The sequence below is a fragment of the Streptomyces sp. HNM0575 genome (genome assembly GCF_012726265.1).
Lineage (GTDB): Bacteria > Actinomycetota > Actinomycetes > Streptomycetales > Streptomycetaceae > Streptomyces.
Genome location: NZ_JAASAG010000005.1, coordinates 195,649 through 216,832, shown reverse-complemented (window position 1 = coordinate 216,832; position 21,184 = coordinate 195,649). Strand labels below are relative to the sequence as shown.

Genomic DNA, 21,184 nt, shown 5'->3' with positions numbered 1-21,184 from the left:
GGCTCTCCCGACTGCACGATCGAACTTCCGTCAGCTGACCATGCGTAGTAGACGGGACGGTTTTTATGCGGTCAACCGACTGCCGTCCGCCCGATCGTCACTCTCCGTCGACTTCCGGAGAGGACCGAAGAGGCGCGTACGGAGGGGCATTTCGCCCTCCGCGGTACAGCGAGCCGGGCCTTGACGCGCACGTCACACACACGAAACGCAACGGTCTATTACGTTTGTCATGGTCATGTAACCGTCCGCTTACGTACCGCACGGGGACTGTGCGGCAGATCACAGCGTTGGAGCGGGTATTTCCGGAACCGTTCGGCGGCCCGGACGGACCACGCCGGCAGCAGGAGGTCAACCCTGCCCGTGGCCCGGCACAAAGACGCCGGGGCGGCTTCCGGTTGTGGGCGATTGTGCACCAGCCCCGGTGGTCCCTGTCGCGGATTCGTACGAACCCGAGCCAGGTTGCGGGCCTCTCGCGCCCGCACCGGCCGCAGAGCCGGCGCCGGTGCGCGCCGAGGCGGTCGCTCCGGGTGTCACCATCCCGTTCCGGATCGGGGCAAGTGCACTCGAACCCGGCCTCGGATCAGGGGAGTCGGGGGGTGTGTGGGGGTCACGGGGTCCTCCTCGGCGACAGTCCCGGTGGGGGTCGGAAACGTCTACGCGCGGAGAAAGTACGCCTTGATACTCGCGAGTCACAAGAGACGGACTGACAATGGCAAGTAGTCGCCACGAATTCATGTGTACAGGCGAGCACCGGATGCGAATTCAACCGCTCGATGGGGTCGAAAGGTGCGTTTTCGGCCGCCCGCCATCCAACGGGCCACGCTCGCCGACTCGTTCGCGCCTCAACCACCCACTGTTTTCCGCCGCTTCGGGCACCGGGCTCGACAGCGCGGTCCCACGGCGCTACCGCGCCCGGCTCCGCCGTGCGTCCCGATCCGCCGACAGCCTTGTCTAAACCGTTTAAAACGGGCATGGTGCGGTCCCTCCGAACCGGCGCCGAGACAACGAGGACCTGCCGCAGCCATGAGCCAGCCCAGCCCGCCCGACGGGTCCGACCGGTCCGACGCGCACCACGCATCCTCGGCTCCCGATGTGCCCGGGACCTCGCGTACGTCAGGTGCGTACGGCGGTCTGCCCCGCAGAAGACTGCTCGCCCTGGGTGCCGCGGCCGTGCCGGCCTCGTCGGTGCTCGGCCTTCCCGCGCCCGCACGGGCGGCGTCCGCGGACGGCCGCCCGCGTCACGAACCGCTGGCCAACCCGGCCCATCTCCGCTTCCTCGGCGACACGGTGAAGCCGCCGCCGGTCCACGGGCACGACACCTACCGGCTGCGCGAGGAGCCGGCGCTCGGTGCCCTGTGGACATACGCCGAACGGCAGCCGGACGGCTCGTACCGGCGCACCGGCGGCGGGAAGCGGGACCCGGAGACGGGGCATTTCGAGCAGGGCGCCTACAACGCCGACGACATGGCCCGCGCCGCCGTCGCCCACCTGCGGCACTGGCGCCTCACCGGCTCGCCACGCTCGCGCCGCTTCGCGTACCAACTCCTGCGCGGCGTCTGCTACTTGCAGACCACGCGCGGCCCGCACGCGGGCAACGTGGTGCTGTGGCAGCAGGCCGACGGCACCCTCAACCGCAGCGCCTGGCCGCCCGAGACGCCGGACCCCTCCGACTCCGGCCCGTCCTACTGGCTTGCGCGTCTCGTCTGGGCGCTCGGCGAGGGCTTCGAGGCGTTCCGGGACACGGATGCGGCCTTCGCCGCGTTCCTCGGCGAGCGGCTCCGGCTCGCCCTGACCGCGCTGGAACGCGATGTGCTCTCCCGGTACGGGACTTGGGAGACGGCCGACGGCCGGCGCGTCCCCGGCTGGCTCATCACGGGCGCGGCGGACGCCACTTCGGAGGCGGTGCTCGGACTCGCCGCGTACATACGGGCCGTGGGCCACCGCAAGGGCGCCCGTGCCCGCAGGGCGGCCGCGCGGTTCGCGGAGGGGATCGCGGCGCTCGCCTCGGGCGGTCCCGGCCGGTGGCCGTACGGAGCGCTGCCGCCCGGCGCCGCGTCGCTCTCCCAATGGCACGCCTGGGGCGCGCAGATGCCCACCGCGCTGGCCGCCGCCGCGGAGGCGCTCGGGCGTCCCGCGCTGCTGCGTACGGCGCTGGCGGACACGGCGGGCCTTACCCCCGAGCTGCTGACTGCGGGTGGCTGCGACAACGGCTGGGCGCCCGCGCCCGTCGACCGCAGCCAGATCGCCTACGGCGTGGACTCCCGGCTGCGGGCACTGCTCGCCGTGGCGGAGACCGGCCGGGCGCCAGGCCTCTTCCCGCTCGCGGCGCTCACCGCGGCCTGGTACTTCGGGGCGAACGCGGCGGGCGAGGCGGTGTACGACCCCGGCACCGGCGTCACCTTCGACGGGATCTCGCCCGACGGCGTGATCAACCGCAACTCCGGGGCCGAGTCGACGATTCACGGCCTGCTGTCGATGCTGGCCCTGGACTCGCGGGACTGGCCGGACTGGCCGGACTCGCCGGGGCCACTGGGCTCACCGGAGCCGCGGGTCTCGCGGACGGACGGAGCGGTGGGTCCGCGACGCCTCGCCGTCGACCCCTTCGGGCTGGGTGGCACCGTGCGGCGCGACGGTCTGCGCGTGCTGGAGGCCGAGAAGGCCGAGCCGTCGGGAGCGGTGCGCACGGTGCGCCCCTCCTCGCCCGCCACCGGCGAGTCGGAGTACAGCGGCGGCGGCTATGCCGCGCTGCGCGAGGGCGGCGGCCTCGCCTGGACGCTGCCCGGCGACGCGGCCGGGCCGCTGCTCGTGTCGCCCGTGGTGAACCTGGTCGCCGACCGGGACGCGGGATCGACGCTGTGGCGGTCGCGGGCCCGTACCGCCGGCGCGGCCCGCGCCGAACGCGCCGAACGCGTCGACCACGGCACCGGCGGCGAGCAGGGCGTCTCGGCCGTGCCGGGAGCGCTGCTCCCGGTGGCGCTGCCGGGGACGTTCGCGCCGGGCGGGGTGCTGCGGGCACGCGCGGAGGGCGTCGGGGACCGTCCGCTGCGCGTGGACGCCGTGCTCGTACGGCCCGCGGTGGCGCGGCTGTTGCTCAGCGGTCCGGCGGGGAGCCTGGGCCTGCTGCACAACGGCGACGGCACGCCGCACGAGGCCGAGTTGACGGTGCCGGGCACGGGCCCCGTCGCCGTCGAGCTGTACGACGTACGGGCCGGCTCGCTCGGCGGACACCGCACGGAGGGCGGGTCACGCGTCCAAGTGACCGTCCCCGCCCACGGGTTCGCCGTCGTACGCCGCGAGGCCGGAGCCGGGTGAGGGACGGAACGGGCCGGACCGGGTGACAGGGAGGCACGACGAAGGCGCGCCGGGAACTACCGGTCCGCGCTCGCCGCCCTTCGCGCCCGCCGTTTCCGCCCGCGCCCGCGTCGCCGCAGCGTCCGTACCGCGAGGCACAGCGCGGACACCGCGAACAGCGCGGCGGTGACCAGCAGCCATCTGCCCATGAAGACGCCCGAATCGAGGGTCGTGTAGGACGTGTAGTGCCCGACCCGGCCGGAGATCAGCGGATACCAGACGAGCAGCAGCACCAGCGAGACGAACGCGGGCACCCGCACATACGCGATGTCCTCCCGCCGGGCCGCGGCCTCTCCCGTACGGGCCCCGCGCGGCCGTCGCATACGTCCGCCGGCGGTGCGCAGCGCGCGGTCGGCGAGCGAGTACAGCGGCACGAGTACGAAGTCGTGCAGGACGGCCGCGCCGGCGAACCACAGCACGACGCCGAGCACGTGCCCGTCCAGCAGCCGGATGCCCGCGTACGCGGTGAGCGCGAACGAGCAGAGCACCACCACCAGATGGAGCGGCGACGCCCCGTACCGGTTGCGGAAGCGGGTCCGGAGGCGGGTCCGGAGGCGGTTGCGGAAGCGGGTCCGGAAGCGTGCCGTCGGCCCCGGCTCCCCGCGCTTCACGGCCGATCCCCGAAGGTCAGCCGGATGACCCACTTGGTGTTGTTCACGCCGGGGTTGGCCGGGACGATCACGCGTGCGGGATAGCCGTGATCGGGCGACAGATCGGCGCCGTTGACGCGGAGGGCGAGCAGCGAGTGCGGGTCGCGCACCTGGTTGTCGCGCAGGCCCGCCGAGCGGAACGAGCCGCTGCGCTGCGCCGATTCGACGAAGACGCCGGGCGGATCGTCCTCGCTCAGACCCACCAGCCCGGCCAGCGCCGCCAGCCGTACGCCGCTCCACCGCTGGTCCTCGGTGGACCACCCCTCGACGCACGCGATGGGCAACTCCGCGGTGTGCTGCGGCAGTTCGAGCAGCTGCTGCCGGGTGAGCACCTGCTGCCGGCCGCCGGCGCGCACCGTCAGCCGCCAGCCGTCCCCGATGTCGGCGGCGCGGATGCCGCGGGCCCGCGCGGTCTTGTTGATCTGGAAGCCGTTCGGCCCCGTACCGGGATCGGTGTGGCGCGGCGCCAGCACCGCGGTCTCCCGTAGCGAGCCGCCGATGCTCTGCCCGGCGGTGACGACGAACAGCACGAGCGAGCCGGCCCCCACCATGCCCAGGGCGCCGCGCCTCGACATCGTGGCCGGTGCCGGGTCGGGAGAGACGAGTCCGGTCTCGTCGGCCTCTGCCTCGGATTCGGGTCGCGTGCGGCGTGCGGGCGTGCGCAGTTCGGCACGCAGGTCCCGGCTGCGCAGCGCACGCGTCATCACGGGGATACGGAAGGCGATGTGCACGGCGAAGGCGCCGATGAACACCCAGGCGCCGTAGAAGTGGAGGGTGTAGAAGGAGCCGGGGAAGATGTAGTCGAGCTGCACGTCCAGCAGTCCGGTGGCGAACTCGAAGAGCGCGCCGCCCACGAGCAGCAGCAGCGAAAGCCGCTCCAGCGCATGGCCGAGGGAACGCACCGGCGGCCAGGTGAACAGCTTCGGCACGACCGACCACAGCTTCGCCAGCAGCACCGGCACCAGCACCACGCCGAGCGTGACGTGCGTTCCCTGGCTGAGCCGGTAGAGCCACGGCGGATCGGTCGGCCAGGGGAAGAGATAGAAGCCGAGCCAGCCCTTGTCCGGGGTCTTGTCGTTGGGCGGGCCGAGGCCCGGGTTGTATGCGGCGTACGAGAGCAGGCCCGTCACGAACAGCACCGTGATGCCGGCGAGCAGTACCAGCCCGAGCACGGAGGTCAGCCACGGCCCGCGCAGCGGGCTGCGCCAGAAGGCGGGCCGCGTGGGACCCGGCGGCGGTTCGCTCAGGCCGGCGCCGCCGCGCAGGCGCGCCAACCGGCCGCGCCCGCGCGGCTCTTCGGCGGCACGGCGTGTGCCGCGCCCGGACGCCCCGGACGCCCCGGACGACCGGTCCCCGGACGGGCTGTCCCCGGACGACCGCTCCCCGGGCGACCGCTCCCCGGGCGGGCGGGAGTTCCCCGTGTGCTCCTCGGCCTGCATACCGTCCTCCGCGTGCCACTGCCGTACCGCAAGTCGCACCGACGGTATGCCGCACCGCACGCCGGGCCGGGGAAGGCGACGGACACGTCATCGGACCGTTCGATCTTCCGCCCCGTGCCGCCGCGTGCCACCCCGTGCCGCCGAGGGGCCGCGGCCGCCCCGGCCGCCGGACCCGGCTAGCCGGGCTGCCAGGCCCGTACGAGATCCTCCGGCCCCCAGCTCGCCGCGAGCGGCAGGCCGTCCTCCACCCCGCTGCGGGAGACGGACACCAGCGGAGTGTCCTCGGTCACGCCCGGAACGGCTGCCACGTCGCGTACCAGCGCCTCGTACTCCCGGCGCCCGAACGCATGACTCTCCAGCCACTTCACCGAACCGGCGAAGTGCACGTGCGACGCGACGGGTTCGCGGTCCGCTCCGATCAGATCGACCTCGGGATTGTTCCGCCGGTTCCACCAGCCGCCGACCGCCCCGGTGTCGGGCCAGGTGCCGGAGACCACGCGGAGCAGCGACTCGCCGACGAACGGCTCCACCGCCCTGCCGCGCCAGGTGGTCCACGAGCGCTCGACGCGTTCCATCGCCAGATCGCCCCGGCCGCGCTCGATGAGCGGAATGCTGCGTTCGAGGAAGGCCAGCCAGAACCGCAGATACGAATCGGCCACCCGGTAGCGCTTGTTCTTGCTGTCCGGCTTCGCGGAGAGGGGGAGGTCGACGGCCAGGATCCGCTTGCTCTGAAGCGAGTTCAGCAACGGCGCCAGCGTCCCCGACGGAAGCGCGCCGTTCCCCCCTGCCTGTGCGGCGATCGCGCTGAACGTCCGCTCGCCGCTGCCGACGGTCTCCAGCACCACCCTGGAGCGCGACGCCTCGGGGAACTCCCCCAGGAGCGAGAGCTCACCGGCGGCGAGCAGCGGGGACAGCGGGCTGGTGAACGACTCCCGCAGGAAGTCCTCCCGGCTCATCCCGGGCCGCCAGGACTGGACGATCTCCGGGAATCCTCCGGTGATCAGCGCCGCGTCCACGGCGTCCGCCGCCCCGAGCCCGGTCATGGACTGGACGTCGGCCACGTTCAGCGGCTGCACGGTCATCCTCCCCGCCCTGCCGAAGAACGGACGGCCGTAGGACTGGAGCGCCTCCATCACCGACAAGTCGCTGCCGACCAGCAGCAGAAGCACCGGCTTCGCGGAGAGGTGCCGGTCCCAGACGGTCTGGAGCGCGCCCTCGAACTCCCGGTCCTGCTCCACCAGCCACGGCACCTCGTCGATCACGACGATGGCCGGGGTCCCGTCGGGGACGGCCAGGGCCAGGGCACGCAGCGCCTGGTTCCAGTCGCCGGCCTGAAGGCCGGACACCAGCTCGGCTCCCGGCAGTGACGACTGCGCGAGGGCGGAGACGAAGTCGGCCCTCTCCGCCGCGGGACTGCGGCCGCGGGTCGCCTGGAAGTCGACGTACGGCGCACCGGAGCGGTCGCAGAACTCCTGCGCCAGCCTCGACTTCCCGACCCGCCTCCGGCCGCTCATGATCAGGGCCTTGCCCCGTGTGGGACCCGTACCGTCCGCGACCGTCCTGTACTCGCGCTCCAGCAGTTCGAGATCCGCAATCCGGCCGTAGAACTTCACGCGAACCTCCGGCAACAAAGTCAGATCGAATCTTACTTAGATTGCATCTTACTTTGCCTCTTCCTGCTCTGCCCGGCCACCGCTCGGCACCACCCGGCGCCGGGCGGCGCCGCTCGGACTGTGCACGGGCCGGGACGCCCGTGGCCGTGCACGAAGACGACGCCGGCCCGCGCACCCTGGGCTGGGTGCACGGGCCGGCGCCCTGATCTTGCAGGGTCGGTCCCTGCCGTGCGTGTGCCATCTGCGTACGAGCCATGCGCACCTGTGCTGCGTACGCGGATGTGCCGTGCCGCGGCGCGGCGAGCGGCGTCAGATGATGCTCACTCCATACGCGCTCAGCGCCTCGGTGACCGGCTGGAAGAACGTCGTACCGCCGGAGGAGCAGTTGCCGCTGCCGCCGGAGGTCATGCCGAGAGCGGTGCTGCCCGCGAAGAGCGAGCCGCCGCTGTCGCCGGGCTCGGCGCAGACGTTGGTCTGGATGAGGCCGGAGACGATTCCGTCGGCACCGTAGTCGACGGTCGCGTTCAGACCGGTGACCGTGCCGCCGTGCACGCCGGTCGTGCTGCCGCTGCGCTGCACGGACTGGCCTACGGAGGCGTTGCCCGCACCGGTGATCTCCTGGTACGAGCCGTTGTAGAGGTAGACCCGGCCGTCCGCCGCGCTCGGGTCGGAGTGGCGGATGATGCCGTAGTCGTTGCCGGGGAAGCTGCTGCCCGCGGTCGTACCGATCGACCAGGAACTCCCGATGTTGGTGCAGTGACCGGCCGTCAGCGCGAACTTGTTGCCGCTGCCGTCCTGCACGTTGAAGCCGAGCGAGCAGCGCGCGCCGCCCGTGGTGATGGCCTCGCCGCCGGCTATGAGCTTGTTGAACTTGCCGGGGGTGCGCTTGATCTCGTAGGCGCCGGCGTTGACGCCGGCCTCCTTCTTGACCTTGGCGAGGTCGGCCTTGGTGACGGTGCTGTCCGCCGTCACGACGACCTTGTCGGTCTTCTTGTCCGTGTACCAGGCGACGCCGCCGATGTGAGCGGTGCGCAGTGCCTGGCTCGCGTCGCTGAGCGCTGCGGCGCTGAACTGGGTGGGGGCGGGCTCGGACGCGGAGGCGCCGCTCGCCGGAAGGGCGAGCGCCGCGGCGACCGCGAAGCCGGATGTCACTGCGATCAGCCGCGCGCGTCTCGCAAAGGTGCGATGGGGGGTGGTGCGCGTGATCCTCACTGATTCCTCCAGTAGGAGAACGGGGGCCCCTTGGGGTGGTGGGCCCGTTGGAGCGCAGCCAGCAGCGCACGACGGGTGAACGCCGTGTCCCTGACAAGCGCTGAACGGAATGCTTGCCCAGGCCTCCGGTCCACGCAAGACGCTGTTTCAAAGTTAAAAAAGTGAAACATATGAGTGGGGACGAAATGTCAGATTGATCCGCCTGATAACGGGAGAAGCGGACAACTGCCCGTGCCCGCACGGGCGTTGCCGGTGCCGGCGCCTGGTGTGCCGCCGGGCTCAACCTCCGTGCGGCGGGGCTCAGTTGACGGATCTTCCGGTCATGCGGAAGGGGCGGGGTGCGGCGTGCGGGCGCGGGGCGGCGGCCTCACGAACCCGTGGCACACGCACGCCACCGCGGCGCGCGACGCCCCGGTCGGTCGCTACTCTCGCCGACCCCGCTGCCAGGGCTGCTCGATGTGCGCCTGCTCGACCAGTTCGGGATAGTCCTCCGCGACGTCCCCTTCACCGCCCGCGTCCTCGACCGAGCCCGGTCCGGAGCCCCGGAGCGAGACCGACCACGGCACCGGGCAGGGCGGAGCGTGCTCGGGGTCGGGACACAGAAGCCGGCCGATCCGCTCCCGGATCTCCTCCGCCTGCTCACGCGTGCAGTACAGCCCGAGCCGCACCTCCCACACGCCCGCCTCATCGGCCACCGCCGAACACCGGCCTTCCCGTCACGGGCCGCCGACCGCGGCCCCGCCACCACGACGCTGGCAGTTCCCGGCGGCGGCGATCAACACACCACGTGCGGAATCGGGGCGATCTGCGGGAAGGCCCCTAGGGAAGCGCCACTCGCTCCTCGATGTGGCGCCTCACGTCCACGGCCCGCGGATCGTTGTACGTGGCGATCAGGCTCAGGGCCTCGGCCCGCTGCGTACGGGCCGCCTCGGGATCCCTGTGGTGCACGGCCGCGGCCAGATGGCCGAGCTCCAGGGCACGCTGCCAGTCGTCGCCGAGCCCGGCATGCACGACGGCGGCCTGCTGATGGAACGCCGCGGCCTCGTCCGCACGGTCCGTGGCGGCATACGTCAGCCCTGTGCCGCGCCATGCCAGCGCTTCGCGGCTGCGGTCGCCGAGACGGCGGTGGATCCTGGCGGAGCGCTGATAGGAGGCCGAGGCGTCGCCGTACTGCCCGGCGGCGCGCTGGATGTCGCCGAGGGTGAGCAGCCAGAAGCCTTCCAATGTGTGATTGCGCCGGCTCAGCGCGATGTCCAGAGCCTCGTCGATCGCCTCCCGTGCCGCCGTCGACTCGCCCTGCTCGCGCAGGAGTTCAGCCAGGATGGAGAGCGCGTTGCCCACGCTCTCCGCGTTGTTCAGGGCACGGTGAGCCGCGAGTGCCTCCCGGACCGCCGCCCCCGCCTCGGCCAGGTGCCCCGCGTCCAGGTGCGTGCTGGCCGTGTTGGACAGGGCCACCGCCGCCCTCCGGGGGTCATCGCATTCGCGGAAGATCCCGGCGGCGCGGTCGAACTCGCCTGCGGCCTGGCCCAGTCGGCGGAACTCCAGGTGGATCAGCCCGATGAGGTTGTGGGAACGCCCCTCCTCGTAGCGCATTTCCGCCGCACGCGAGATTTCCAGAGCCCGTTCGTGACATCGCAGTCCTTCGTCCAGGCGCCGGCACTGCCGGAAGGCCATGCCGAGGTAGTGCAACAGGCGGACGACGGCGGCCTGTTCACCTGCTCGCTCGGCTGCCGCCAGGCCCGCACGTCCCACGTCGAGCCAGTCGGCGACGGGCGCCGATGGAGGACGGGCGTTCCACAGCGCCTCCGCCGACTGCCACGCCAGGGTGTCGAATCCCTCCGGCACGGCAGCCGGAACCGTACGGAGGAGAGCCGCGCGCTCGCGCTCCGCCCAGTCGACCGCTGCGTCGTAGTCCGCCAGCAGCAGCGGAGGCTCGGGGTCGTTCGGCTCCGGCAGGGGAAGCACCGCGGAGGGCCTGATCCACCGCTGAGCCGTCAGTGCGGTGGTGAGATACCACTCCAGCACCCTGCGCAGCGCCGACCTCCGCTCCTCGGCGGGCTCTTCGCGCTGCGCCTGCTCGGTGGCGTAGGCACGCAGCAGATCGTGAAACTGGAAGTGGTCCGGCGCCGTCTGTTCGAGCAGATGGGCACCGACGAGGTCGTCCAGGAGCTGCCTCGCCCTGCCCAGCGGCAGGTCCGCGAGCGCCGCCGCCGCGTGGAGACTGAACTCCGGCCCGGGATGGACTCCCATCAGGCGGAACAGCCGCGCGGAGTGCGGAGGAAGGGCGCGGTACGACCAGGCGAAGACCGAACGGACCGCTTCCGCCTCTTCGTCGATCCCCGTGCTGAGCGCGTCCCAAAGCGCCGACTCGTCCTGCAAGTCGGCGATCAGGTCGTCGATCCGCATGTGGGGGTGGCTGGCGGCTCGTTCCGCGGCGATACGCAACGCGAGCGGCAACCGGGCGCACAGACGGGCGAGTTCGGTGAGCTTCGCCTCGTCGTCCTCGGGACGGTAGCCGCTGGTGAGCACGCGCAGCAGAGCGATCGCTTCGTCTTCCGGGAGGGTGCCGAGGGTCATTCGGCGGGCCCCGTCACGTATGGCGAGACCGGCGAGGCGATTGCGGCTCGTCACCACGACCAGGCTCTTGCCGATGCCCGGCAGCAGCGGACGCACCTGGCTGACCGTCGCGGCGTTGTCGAGCACGATCAGCACACGACGGTCGGCGAGCAGCGAGCGGTACAGGGCGGCCGCGTCGTCGACGTCCTGAGGTACCTGATCGTCACCGACGCCGAGCGCGCGTAAGAACCTCCGCAGTGCGTGCTCCGCCGGGACGGGCTCGCCGGGGTCGTAGCCACGCAGGTTCACGAAGAACTGCCCGTCGGGAAACCGGTCCTTCACCTGGTGCGCCCAGTGCAGCACGAGCGACGTCTTCCCGGCGCCCGCCGTGCCGGCCACCACGTGGACGGAGACGACCAGTCGTTCGCCGCTCTGGCCGGTCAGGATCGCGTCGAGGCTGCGCAGTTCGTCCGTACGGTTGACGAAGGTGCGGACGTCCGCCGGGAGTTGCCGGGGAGTGGGGCCCGCGTTCGGCAGGGGCGGGCCCGGATGGAAGTGGATGTCGCCGGAGACGTTGCCGGCCTGCACCACGTCACGGGACGACCCCGACAGGTCGTTCCACGACTCCCTGTCCGGTGGACTCCCCGGGCCGCCTCCGTCGTTTCCGGCTGCGTCGTTTCCGGCTCCGTCATTTCCGGGCGCGCCGATGACCCGCTCCTCTCATGCCGCCGGGGGCGGCGGAAGGTGTGCCACCGCGCGGTCGAAGTACGTCCGGATGTCCTCAGCCACATCCGAAGCCTGCTTCACGTAATTCACCCACGGGTCCACGACTTCGGGGGCGGTGAAACGGACGGCGCTTTCGAAGGTCCCCGTTCCGTCATAGAGGAGCTGATACAGGACACGGCCGCCGAGAATGACGATCTCGGGCAGCAGGCCACCGGTCTCGTCGGCGCCGACGTCCTCGGCAGGCAGCACGCGCGTCCGGTGTCCGGCCTCCGCCCGCATTTTGAGCCAGTGGAGTTCCCACTGCATATAGGGAGTCAGCGGCTCTTCCACCACGCGTAACCGCAGGAAGGGCGAATTCCGCCGCCTGTCGTCCTCCGCGGCCCGCTCCGCGGCTTCGCGCCCGTCCTCGACGAGTCGCAGCACCGCGGGCCAGTCGCCCCTGCGGAGCGCGTCACGGGTCGGGCTCTCTTCCTCCTCGAAGTGCTGCAATCGTTCGAGCTTCCAGGACTCAGCGTTGTGGACGGCCCTGCGCCGCTTGCGGAAGTCGCTGACGTAGGCGTCGTCGTCGAGCGGTTCGCCCCGTTCGGACGGGAGGGACGGGACACGGAGATCAAGCATCGGGTATGTCTACCTTTGCGGCGCTGAGCATGTTTCCGGGAATGACGACCAGCCGCTCGTCCGGCCCGAGGGAGACTCCCTCCGGCAGACGTCGACCGTAGTCGGCGGTGAGGTCGCGACCGATGATCGCGATGTCGCCATTGTCCAACTGCCAGATGTCCGGGCACCAGAGCATGCGGAGACCGACCGCGGCGATCGGCGCGCCATCCGAGTCGGAGACGTCCGTTCAGCAGTCGCCGTTCAGCAGTCGCCGTTCAGCAGGGCCCCCGCGTCCGGGACGCGGGTTTCCAGGCCGAGTTCGGCCAGGATGCGGTACGTCGTCGCGGTCGCCGCCGTGAGCACCGGGAGGCCCGAGGCGTCCTCCACGTACTGGACCGCGGACAGCGACGGCATCTGCACGCACGCCGACAGCACGATCGCGTCGGCACGGGTCAGGTCGAGACGCCGCCAGTGGTCGCGGAGTCCGTGCGGGTCGAGGCGGGCGACCGCGAGATTGTCCGGCACTTCGAGGCTCAGGGAGTCGACGACCTCGGTGCCGGCGTCCTCGATGTAGTTCACGACGGTCTCGGTGAGCGGCTTCATGTACGGGGTGATCACGGCGACCCGCTTCGCGCCGAGCGCCCCGATCCCGGCGAGCAGGGCGCCCGCGCTGGAGACGACGGGGGCCGGTGCGCCCTGTCCGTCGAGCACGGCGGTGATCTCGTCCTCGGCGGCGCAGTGGTGACCGGGACCCTGCGCCATGATGGCCACGAGGCAGGCGGTGGCGACGATGTCCGGGCGTGCGTCGGCGAGTTCGAGGGCTGCCCGCTCCGTCTGGGCGTTCATCTCCTTCAGCTGCTCCGGCGTCACCTTCTGCATCCGCATCCGGCTGCTGTGGAAGACGAAACGGTCACCGGGCAGGGCCTCTTCGCGCGCTCGCAGCATGCGCGGCAGTTCGGTCTCCATCGTGAGGTTGGAGCTCGGCACGATCAGGCCTATGTGGTGGTCCGCGCGACCGGGACGGTCTGCCCGGCCCGTGCGTTCGGCGCCTTCCGCGCGTTCAGCCTGTCCTGCGCGTTCAGCCTGTGGTGCGCGTTCCGCCTGTCCTGCGCGCTCGGTCTCGCCTGCGCTTCCTGCGTGGTTCGTCACGGGGCGCCTCCAGTCGTTCCGGCGGTTCCGGCGGTACGGCAGAGGGGCACGAAGGGCACGAGCGGCAGCCGCACACAGAGTTAATCCGAACACGTACTATTTGGTCGCGCAAGGCCCTTGCTTCCCCGGGTTCGCTCCCCCGGGGCGTCCTCCCGTGTCAGGGCCTGCTGCGGTCCGGGTCAGGTGTCCCCGGAGAGTCCTTCCCAGTGGTCCGCGAGCGCCGTCAACTCCCGCATCAGCCGGGCGCGTTCGCCGCCCGACGCGTAGTGCTCCAGCAGGCGCTCGTCCAGGGCCCGCGCGCGGTCGTCGGCCTCCCGAAGAGCGCTCTCGCCCTCGTCGGTGAGGTACAGAAGCTTGCGGCGGCCGTCGTCGGCGGCGGTGCGGCGCACTATGAGCCCGCGCCTCTCCAGGCGTCTCGCGACGTCCGCCATCGTCGAGGTGTCCAGGGCGACCGCCGACGCCATGGCGCTCTGGTCGTGCCCGGGGGCCGCGTCGACCGCGGTGAGCACCGCGAACTGCGGCCCGGTCAGCGTCTGGTCGACGCTGCGCACCCAGGCGGCGAGATACGCCTGGTAGAGACGGCGGACCTGATAGCCGGGAGCGGCGAGCAGCGCGGCGGGAGGGTCGGCCGTGCCCGAGGTCTGTGTGCTTTTGTCAGCTGTGGTCTTGTCAGCCATGGGGCCACTAAAGCACGGCCGTGCCGCGGGTCGTTCCGCGCCTCCCACGGCGCTTCCCGCGGTGCGTCCGGCGCCTGCTCGCGCGCTCGTTGCCGGGCTGTGCCCGGGTCCTGCGCGGGACCGTGCCCCGTGCCCGCCCACTCATCGGGCCTCGCATCGGGTCCCGTTTCGGGCCTCGCATCGGGTCCCGTAACCGCCCCGCGCCCCGCGCCCGCGTTCAAGCGAGCATTGCGCGCAGCGTGCCGCGCAACGCGTCGAGAGCGGCCTCGGGGTTGTCCCAGAAGACCATGTGGCCGCTGTCCGGGACACCGGTCAGCCGTGCCTGCGGATGCTTCCGGGTGGCCTCTTCCACACCGGCGGGTGTGACGACCGGGCTGTCCTCTCCGTAGAGCAGCGCCGTGGGGGTGGGCACCGACGGCCACCAGCCGAAGAAGTCCTCGTGCTCGAAGCCGTGATGGGTCGCGCGCAGCGCCTCCTCGCCGCAGCTGGCGAGCCAGCGTGCGCGCAGCTCCTGCTCGCGGCGGGGCCAGCGCGGCCAGGACCGGGCGACCTCGTCGGCGTCGGTGCCGCGCCGTGCCTGCTGAAGCTGGCCGAGGAAGGCGGGCAGCGTCGTCGGGTACGGGTCCCTGCCGGGGCCGCTCATCGGCGGGTCGACCAGCACCGTGCCGCGCACGGGGACCTTGGCCCGCACCGCGGTGACGGCCGCGATCCGCGCGCCCATCGAATGGCCCGCGATCACGGGCAGTTCGAGGCCGAGGCCGTTGATCCAGGCCTCGGCGTCCTCGGCGTAGGCCTCCAGCGTGTAGCCGTCGCCTGCGCGTGCGGAGTGCGGCCCATCGTCGGCGGTGCCTTCGTTCGCGCCGTCGTGCGCGCCGTCGTGCGTGCCACCGTGCGCGTCGTCGGAGAAGCCCCTGCCGCGGATGTCCGGGACGACGGGGCGTACGAGGTCGGTGAGGCGCCGTGCGACGAAGTCCATGGTGACGGCCGGGCTGGTGATGCCCGGGAGCAGCAGCAACGGGACGCCGTCGCCGCCGTAGTCGAGGGCGTGCAGGCGCAGCGTGCCGGAGCGCACCCAGCGGCTGCGCGCGGGGATGCCGGCGAGGTCGGCGAGGGCGGGCTGGGTGATGAAGCGGTCGGACATGGGTCCTTCCTCGGAGCGGTCGTACGGGATGAGCGGGCGGGGCGGAGGCACGCGGGCCGTCAGCCGCCGGAACGGCCGGGCAGGGCCGCCGCGTCGGTCCGGGCGGCACCCGGGACGGAAGCGGGAACGGAAGCAGAGTCGGACGCGGGGACGGAGGCGGGAGCGGAGGCGGCGGCTGAAGCGGCGGCGGGCAGTCCGCCGAGGTATTCGAGCGCCTCGGAGAGCGGCACGACATCCCCGTACTTGGCCTGGATGTCGAAGAGCGCGGCGTCGTGCGGGCCCTGGGCCCGGTCGCCGGCGCACTCCTGCGGCACCAGCACGGGGAAGCCGTACTGCACCGCGTCCACGACCGTGGCCCGTACGCAGCCGCTGGTGGTGGCGCCGCAGACCAGCACGGTGTCGCAGCCGAGGCCGACGAGGGCGGCCGCGAGGTGCGTGCCGAAGAACGCGGACGCCCCCTTCTTCACGACCAGCCCGTCCTCCCGGCGGCGCGGCAGTCGGGGGTCGAGCGCGACGGCCTGGCTGCCCTCGACGAGGGCGCGCATCCCGGGTGCCTTCTCCAGCCAGGTGACCGAGTGGCCCTCGGCCTCGGCCGGGGTGTAGGCGATCGCGGTCCAGATCACGGGGACGCGGGCGGACCGTGCCGCCTCCACGAGGGTCGCGGTGGCCTCTACGGTCCCGGTCAGATCTGCACCCGAGGGGTAGGCGTCCTCGGTGAATCCGCGGGTGAGGTCGACGACGACGAGCACGGGGCTGCTGCCGCGGCGCACCGAGGCGCCGAACCCGGCGCGCTCATAGGTGCGTTCGGTCTCCTCGCCGTAGCGGCCTCGCGGTGTGTACCCGGCCTGGGCTTCCGAACTCGCGGCGTCCGCACCCGCGGCGTCCGCACTCGCGGCGTCCGCACCGGCGGTGTACGCGCTCGCGGCGTATGCACCCGCGGCTTCCGCGCCCGCCCTGTACGCGCTCTGCCCGTACGGGTCCCCGGTCACCGCTGCCTCCTCGCCGCCGGTGCGGCCACCGATGCGGCCGATGGGCCCGATGGGCAACTGCGGTGCCTGCGCCCGCCGAAGGCCCGGCTGAGCAGCCAGCCCTCGAACAAGCCGAAGGCGAACGCCCCAGCAATCGGGGCGTACTTGGCGACGGCCGGGCCCAGGAGGGCCGAGAGGCCGTCGAGTTCGGAGTCGCCGACCGCGGCGGGCGCCGCGGGCCGCGGCGTGTACGGCGCGGCAGAGGTTCCGTGCGCGGGCCCCGACTCCCCCTCGGGGGCGGGCACTTGCTCGGCTCCGGGCCCGCCGCCCGGGACGTGCCTGGCGGCGGCGGGCGGAGCGGCAGAGGCCGGAGCCGGGACCTGTGTCGAGACCGGTGACGAGACCGGTGAGGGTGACGGGGCAGCGGCGCGGCGTTCCTGCTCCAGCAGACTGCCGAGGTTCCTCGCGAACTGCTGGAGGATCCTGTCCGATACGGCCCCGACTGCGCCCTTGCCGAACTGCGCGATCTTCCCGCGTATGACGAGGTCCGTCGTCAGCCGTAGCTCGGAGCCCTCCGGGGCCTCCGCCACCTCCAGCGCGACCTCCGCCTCGGCGTCGCCGCTGCCGTGGGTGTCGGCGCCGCGGGCCTGCACCCGCAGCCGCCGCTTCTCCTCATCGACCTCCAGGAATCGCACGGTGCCGGCGTATGCGGCGGTGACGGGACCGACCTTGATCTTCACCCGGCCCGACCAGACGCCGCCGCCCCCGTCGTGACTCCCATGACCGTCCCCGCCGTGACCGTCCCCGCCCTGCCTGCCGTCCAGCGTGGCGCCCGGCATGCAGCCGGCCACCCGCTCGACGTCGTTGACCAGCGCGAACACCTCGTCCGGCGACGCGTTCACGGTGACCGCGTTGTCGATCCGCATCGATCCTCCTCGCTCTGTCCACCGGCGTCCGGACGGCCGCCCGGCTCGCGTTCGGGCCCGCCGTGCCGCTCACCGCCGGGTTCGCTTCCCGGCTCGCCTTCCGGATCACCGCCCGGATCGGCGCCCGGATCGCCCTCCAGCCGCTTACGGAGCGCCGCTCGGCGCCGCGTCGCGCAGTCGTCGATCGCCTCGACGACGGTCTGGTACCCGGTGCAGCGGCACAGGTTGGAGGCGACGACCTCGCGTATCTCCTCCTTCGTCGCCTGCGGCCGCTCGGCCAGGAATCCCTCCGCGAGCATCAGGAAACCGGGCGTGCAGAAGCCGCACTGGAGTCCGTGGTGTTCGCTGAACGCCCGCTGGAGGTCGCTGAGTTCGCGCCCGTCGGCGAGCGATTCGACCGTGCGGACCGCACGGCCCTCCGCCTGCGCGGCGAACATCAGGCACGCCCGTACGGGAGCACCGTCCAGCAGCACCGTGCAGGCGCCGCAGACGCCGTGCTCACAGCCGACATGGGTGCCGGTGAGCCGCAGTTCGTGGCGTAGTACGTCGACGAGAGTGCGGCGGGACTCGGTGAGCACCTCGTGCGTGTCACCGTTGACGTGCAGCTCGATCAGCTGCTGATGCTCCGGACCGGCCGGCTGCTGGGCCTCGCCCGGGTGCTGTGCCGTCTCGCTCATGCGGTGTGCTCCAGTGGTCGCGCTGGCCGCGCCGGCCGCGTCTCGAGCGTCTCGAGCGCGTCGGCCACCGTCTCCGGCGTGACGGGTATGTCGTTCAGTTCGACGCCGGTGGGCCGCAGCGCGTCGTTGACGGCGTTGAGCACCGCCGCAGGCGCCCCGATGGTGCCGCCCTCCCCCACGCCCTTCGCGCCGGTCTCGGTGAACTCGCAGGGCGTCTCCAGGTGTTGGATGCCCACCTCGGGGATCTCCAGCGCGGTGGGCACCTTGTACTCCATGAAGCTCACCGCGGACGGTGCGCCGTGCTCGTCGTAGGTGACCTGCTCGAAGAGCGCACCGGCGATGCCCTGCGCGATGCCGCCCCTCGTCTGCCCCTCCACCACCTGGGGGTTGACGGCGACTCCGCAGTCCTCGACGCAGACGTAGCGCAGGATCTCCACCTGGCCCGTGCCCTCGTGGAGTTCGACGACGACGCCGTGAGCGGCGTTGGAGAAGGTGCCGTCGTTGAACACGTCGAAGGAGGCGGTCGCGGTCAGCCCCGGCTCGGTGCCCTTGGGCAGCAGATGGGACTTGAGATACGCGATGTCGGCCAGTTCCCGGTACGTGACCGAGCCGCCGTCGGCGGGCCGTACCACCACGCCCTCGCCGCCCTCACCCGGGCTCCCCAACTCCAGCTCTTCGGCGGGGACTTCGAGCACCGAGGCGGCGATCGTCAGCAGCTTCCCGCCGAGCTTCCGTGCCGCGAGGCGCACCGCGCTGCCGCCGATCGCGATGGAGCGGCTGGCGAACGTGCCCCAGCCGTAGGTGATCCGGTCGGTGTCGCCCTGGTGGATGCGTACGCGCGCGATGTCCAGGCCGAGTTCTTCGGCGGCGATCTGCGCCATCGTGGTCTCGTGGCTCTGGCCGTGGCTCATGGTGCCGGTGGTGACGACCAGCGCACCGCTGGTGTCCATCCGCACCTCGGAGATGTCGAAGCCGGGGACGACCTCCATCTTGCGCTGCGCGAAGGCGGCGGAGCCGTAGCCGGTGCGCTCGCTGAAACAGGAGTAGCCGATGCCGACATGGCGTCCCTCGGCGGCGGCCTTCTCCTTCGCCGCGTACCAGCCCTCCTCCTTCAGCACGCTCTCGCACAGGTTCAGGGACTCCAGATACGAACCCGGGTCGTACGTCACGTTGTTGACGCCGGTGTAGGGGAAGCGCGTGATGAGGTTGCGGCGGCGCAACTCGACCGCGTCCAGGCCGAGTTCGCGTGCCGCGCGCTCGAAGAGCCGCTCCATCGCCAGCACGTACTGCGGGCGGCTCACACCCCGGTACGGCGCGGACGGCGCCTTGTTGGTGGTGACGGCCCGCGCCCGCACCCGGTAGGCGGGGACCTTGTACACGCCGGGCATCTCGGCCGAGGCCATCAGCGGCTCGATGCCGGCGGTGAACGGATAGCAGGAGTAGGCGCCCATATCGCAGACGATCTTCGCGTCGAGGCCCAGGATGCGGCCGTCCGCGTCGAAGGCCGCGCGTACGTCGTAGTGCTGCTCACGCGCGAGGAACGAGGCGGTCAGCGCGTCCTTGCGGTCCTCGATCCACTTCACGGGACGGGCCAGCCGCAACGCGGCCGCCCCCACCGCGATCTCCTCGCGTCCCACCACGCACTTCAGCCCGAAGCCGCCGCCCATGTCGGGCACGACGACCCGCACGGCCCGCTCGTCGAGTCCCAAGCAGCGGGCCGCGGTCGTACGCACCTGGTGCGGCACCTGTGTGGAGGTGCGCAGTAGCAGCTGGTCCTCGCGGTCGTCCCAGGAGGCCAGCACGCCGCGGGTCTCCAGGGGCAGGGCGTTCTGCCGTCCCGTCCTGGAGTCGACATGGACGACGCAGTGAGCGTCGTCGAAGATCCCGTCGATGCCCTCGGTGGCGAACATCGAGACGTCCAGCAGGGTGTTGGCGCTCGCCTCTTCGTGCACAAGCGGCGCGCCCGGGGCGAGCGCGGCCTCCTCGGAGAGCACGGGCGGCAGCGTCTCGTAGGTCGCCCTGGCCGCCTCGACGCCGTCCTCGGCGGCATACGGATCGCGCGCTACGACCACGGCCAGCGGTTCACCGGCGTAGCGCACCTTCTCCCGGGCCAGCACCGGCATGCCCGTGGGGACGAACTCCGTGACCGGCCGCCCCAACCGCGCCGTGATGTCCGCCAGTTGCAGGTCACCCGCGTCGAACGCGGCCACCACGCCCGGGACTCGGCGCACCGCCGACAGATCGAGCGAGGCGACGGTGGCGTGGGCGACGGTGCTGCGCACGAACTGGGCGTGCAGCGTGCCCGGTTCCTCCAGATCGTCGGTGAAGCGGCCGCGCCCGCTGAGCAGCCGGGGGTCCTCGCGGCGCCCGACGGAGGCCCCGATCCAGGGGCGTTCCCTACGGCCTCGGACTCCGTCGGAGTCGCCGCTGCCGCGGGAGCCGTCGCCGTTGGCGTTGCCGTCGCCGTCGCCGTTCGGGCCGTCGCCGTGCCCAACCGGGCCGTCTCCGTACCTCACCGGATCGTCTCCGTGCCTCACCGGATCGTCTCCGTGCCTCATCGGGCCGTCGCCTCCTCGCACGCGCGGGCCACCAGCGTGCGGATGAGCCTGCGGCGGTGGCGTGAGCTGCCGTTCGCGTCCGAGGGGGGATCGGCCGCGGCGGCGGCCGACTCGGCGCATTCCGCGAAGAGTTCGGAGCCGGCCGGCCTTCCGGCGGCGAGCACGGCCTCTGCCTCCGGCACCCGCACCGGCTGCGGCGCGACCCCGCCCAGCGCCACCCGGCCGCCGTGCACGGTCCGTCCGTCCGGCGCGAGCCGCAGGTCCACGGCCGCGGCGACGACCGCGAAGTCCCCGCGCCGCTCGGCGAATTCGGTGAGCGCCGCATGGGGCGCGGGGCGCGGGAAGACCACCTCGACGAGGATCTCCTCGGGTTCGAGTGCCGTCGTGTAGTGGCCGAGGAAGAAGCCGTCCGCCGCGATGCGCCGTTCCCCGTGCGGTCCGCGCGCCACCAGTTCGGCGTCGAGCAGCAGCGCGAGCAGGCACCACTCGGCCGTCGAGTCGGCATGCGCGAGGCTGCCGCCGACGGTTCCGCGGGTACGGATCGGCAGGTGCCCGATCCAGCGCATCGCCTCCCGTACGACGGCGAAGCCGGGGCCCAGCGCCGAGTCGGGCGCCGTCTCCACGGCGTGGTGGGTGGCCAGCGCCCCGATGTGCAGGCCGCGGTCGGCGTGGACGCGTACCTCGTCGAGCCCCGCGAGTCCTCCTATGTCGACAAGGTGACTCGGCCGTGCCAGGCGGAAGTTCATCATCGCCACGAGGCTCTGACCGCCGGCGATGATCTTCGCTTCGTCCCCGAGCCCGGCGAGCAGGCGTGCGGCGCCGTCGACGTCGCGCGCGCGGTGATAGGTGAAGGCGGCGGGCTTCATCTCACTCCTCTCCTGCCGCGGGTCCCGGGCCGGGACGGCGGACGTGCGCGGTGATCCGGGAGAAGCCCCGCGGGCCCG

At 72.3% G+C, this 21,184-nt stretch carries 15 protein-coding genes and 2 pseudogenes; 1 reads left to right on the top strand and 16 read right to left on the bottom strand.

Features of this window, described 5'->3' with window-relative positions; translation table 11 throughout:
- Nucleotides 1-1,023: 1,023 nt before the first annotated feature.
- The gene (locus tag HCC61_RS14550) at nucleotides 1,024-3,312 is read left to right on the top strand and encodes a hypothetical protein (RefSeq protein ID WP_169135858.1); all 2,289 of its coding nucleotides are present in this window, start codon (nucleotides 1,024-1,026) and stop codon (nucleotides 3,310-3,312) included.
- A gap of 56 nt (nucleotides 3,313-3,368) precedes the next feature.
- On the opposite strand, the gene HCC61_RS14545 is transcribed toward HCC61_RS14550, so the two are convergent.
- The 16 genes and pseudogenes from HCC61_RS14545 to HCC61_RS14470 form a co-directional block, all read right to left on the bottom strand.
- On the bottom strand, nucleotides 3,369-3,848 hold the full coding sequence (locus HCC61_RS14545) for a hypothetical protein (protein ID WP_169136044.1): 480 nt from the start codon (nucleotides 3,846-3,848) through the stop codon (nucleotides 3,369-3,371).
- Nucleotides 3,849-3,958: 110 nt separating this feature from the next.
- Nucleotides 3,959-5,440 carry a molybdopterin-dependent oxidoreductase gene (locus HCC61_RS14540; RefSeq protein WP_169135857.1) on the bottom strand — a complete coding sequence of 494 codons (1,482 nt, stop codon included), beginning with the start codon at nucleotides 5,438-5,440 and terminating at the stop codon, nucleotides 3,959-3,961.
- Nucleotides 5,441-5,616: 176 nt separating this feature from the next.
- The gene (locus HCC61_RS14535; RefSeq protein ID WP_169135856.1) at nucleotides 5,617-7,053 is read right to left on the bottom strand and encodes an ATP-binding protein; all 1,437 of its coding nucleotides are present in this window, start codon (nucleotides 7,051-7,053) and stop codon (nucleotides 5,617-5,619) included.
- A gap of 309 nt (nucleotides 7,054-7,362) precedes the next feature.
- Entirely contained in the window at nucleotides 7,363-8,259 is an 897-nt protein-coding gene (locus HCC61_RS14530; protein WP_346777222.1) for a S1 family peptidase, read from the bottom strand.
- A gap of 428 nt (nucleotides 8,260-8,687) precedes the next feature.
- Entirely contained in the window at nucleotides 8,688-8,960 is a 273-nt protein-coding gene (locus tag HCC61_RS14525) for a hypothetical protein (protein ID WP_169135854.1), read from the bottom strand.
- A 124-nt stretch (nucleotides 8,961-9,084) separates the two neighbouring features.
- Nucleotides 9,085-11,409, bottom strand: a complete 2,325-nt coding sequence (locus tag HCC61_RS14520; RefSeq protein WP_346777196.1) for an NB-ARC domain-containing protein — start codon at nucleotides 11,407-11,409, stop codon at nucleotides 9,085-9,087.
- Nucleotides 11,410-11,541: 132 nt separating this feature from the next.
- Nucleotides 11,542-12,165 (bottom strand): DUF6879 family protein, encoded by a 624-nt coding sequence (locus HCC61_RS14515; RefSeq protein WP_169135852.1) that lies wholly within the window; start codon nucleotides 12,163-12,165, stop codon nucleotides 11,542-11,544.
- Nucleotides 12,158-12,340, bottom strand: a complete 183-nt coding sequence (locus tag HCC61_RS14510) for a hypothetical protein (RefSeq protein ID WP_206322496.1) — start codon at nucleotides 12,338-12,340, stop codon at nucleotides 12,158-12,160. The genes HCC61_RS14515 and HCC61_RS14510 overlap by 8 nt, the downstream gene beginning before the upstream one ends.
- 65 nt (nucleotides 12,341-12,405) lie before the next feature.
- Nucleotides 12,406-13,110: an Asp/Glu racemase gene (locus tag HCC61_RS14505; protein ID WP_169136043.1), complete on the bottom strand. Its 705-nt coding sequence runs from the start codon at nucleotides 13,108-13,110 to the stop codon at nucleotides 12,406-12,408.
- 362 nt (nucleotides 13,111-13,472) lie between these two features.
- Nucleotides 13,473-13,970 (bottom strand): MarR family transcriptional regulator, encoded by a 498-nt coding sequence (locus HCC61_RS14500; RefSeq protein WP_169135851.1) that lies wholly within the window; start codon nucleotides 13,968-13,970, stop codon nucleotides 13,473-13,475.
- Between the two features lie 217 nt (nucleotides 13,971-14,187).
- On the bottom strand, nucleotides 14,188-15,111 hold the full coding sequence (locus HCC61_RS14495) for an alpha/beta hydrolase (RefSeq protein WP_169135850.1): 924 nt from the start codon (nucleotides 15,109-15,111) through the stop codon (nucleotides 14,188-14,190).
- A gap of 179 nt (nucleotides 15,112-15,290) precedes the next feature.
- Nucleotides 15,291-15,881, bottom strand: a pseudogene (locus HCC61_RS14490) (isochorismatase family protein); the annotation flags it as partial.
- A gap of 215 nt (nucleotides 15,882-16,096) precedes the next feature.
- A complete protein-coding gene (locus HCC61_RS14485; RefSeq protein WP_169135849.1) occupies nucleotides 16,097-17,005 on the bottom strand; it encodes an SRPBCC family protein in 909 nt (302 codons plus the stop codon).
- A 158-nt stretch (nucleotides 17,006-17,163) separates the two neighbouring features.
- Nucleotides 17,164-17,682 (bottom strand): annotated as a pseudogene (locus tag HCC61_RS14480) ((2Fe-2S)-binding protein); the annotation flags it as partial.
- Entirely contained in the window at nucleotides 17,679-20,066 is a 2,388-nt protein-coding gene (locus HCC61_RS14475; RefSeq protein ID WP_346777221.1) for a xanthine dehydrogenase family protein molybdopterin-binding subunit, read from the bottom strand. The gene HCC61_RS14475 and the pseudogene HCC61_RS14480, both read right to left, overlap by 4 nt.
- 170 nt (nucleotides 20,067-20,236) lie before the next feature.
- Nucleotides 20,237-21,106 carry an FAD binding domain-containing protein gene (locus HCC61_RS14470; RefSeq protein ID WP_169135846.1) on the bottom strand — a complete coding sequence of 290 codons (870 nt, stop codon included), beginning with the start codon at nucleotides 21,104-21,106 and terminating at the stop codon, nucleotides 20,237-20,239.
- Between the last annotated feature and the right edge of the window lie 78 nt (nucleotides 21,107-21,184).

Coding starts and splice junctions, on each gene's coding strand:
- HCC61_RS14550 (WP_169135858.1), top strand. CDS start 1,024: ATGAGCCAGCCCAGCCCGCCCGACGGGTCCGACCGGTCCGACGCGCAC.
- HCC61_RS14540 (WP_169135857.1), bottom strand. CDS start 5,440: ATGCAGGCCGAGGAGCACACGGGGAACTCCCGCCCGCCCGGGGAGCGG.
- HCC61_RS14515 (WP_169135852.1), bottom strand. CDS start 12,165: ATGCTTGATCTCCGTGTCCCGTCCCTCCCGTCCGAACGGGGCGAACCG.
- HCC61_RS14510 (WP_206322496.1), bottom strand. CDS start 12,340: ATGCTCTGGTGCCCGGACATCTGGCAGTTGGACAATGGCGACATCGCG.
- HCC61_RS14505 (WP_169136043.1), bottom strand. CDS start 13,110: ATGGAGACCGAACTGCCGCGCATGCTGCGAGCGCGCGAAGAGGCCCTG.
- HCC61_RS14500 (WP_169135851.1), bottom strand. CDS start 13,970: ATGGCTGACAAGACCACAGCTGACAAAAGCACACAGACCTCGGGCACG.
- HCC61_RS14495 (WP_169135850.1), bottom strand. CDS start 15,111: ATGTCCGACCGCTTCATCACCCAGCCCGCCCTCGCCGACCTCGCCGGC.
- HCC61_RS14485 (WP_169135849.1), bottom strand. CDS start 17,005: ATGCGGATCGACAACGCGGTCACCGTGAACGCGTCGCCGGACGAGGTG.
- HCC61_RS14470 (WP_169135846.1), bottom strand. CDS start 21,106: ATGAAGCCCGCCGCCTTCACCTATCACCGCGCGCGCGACGTCGACGGC.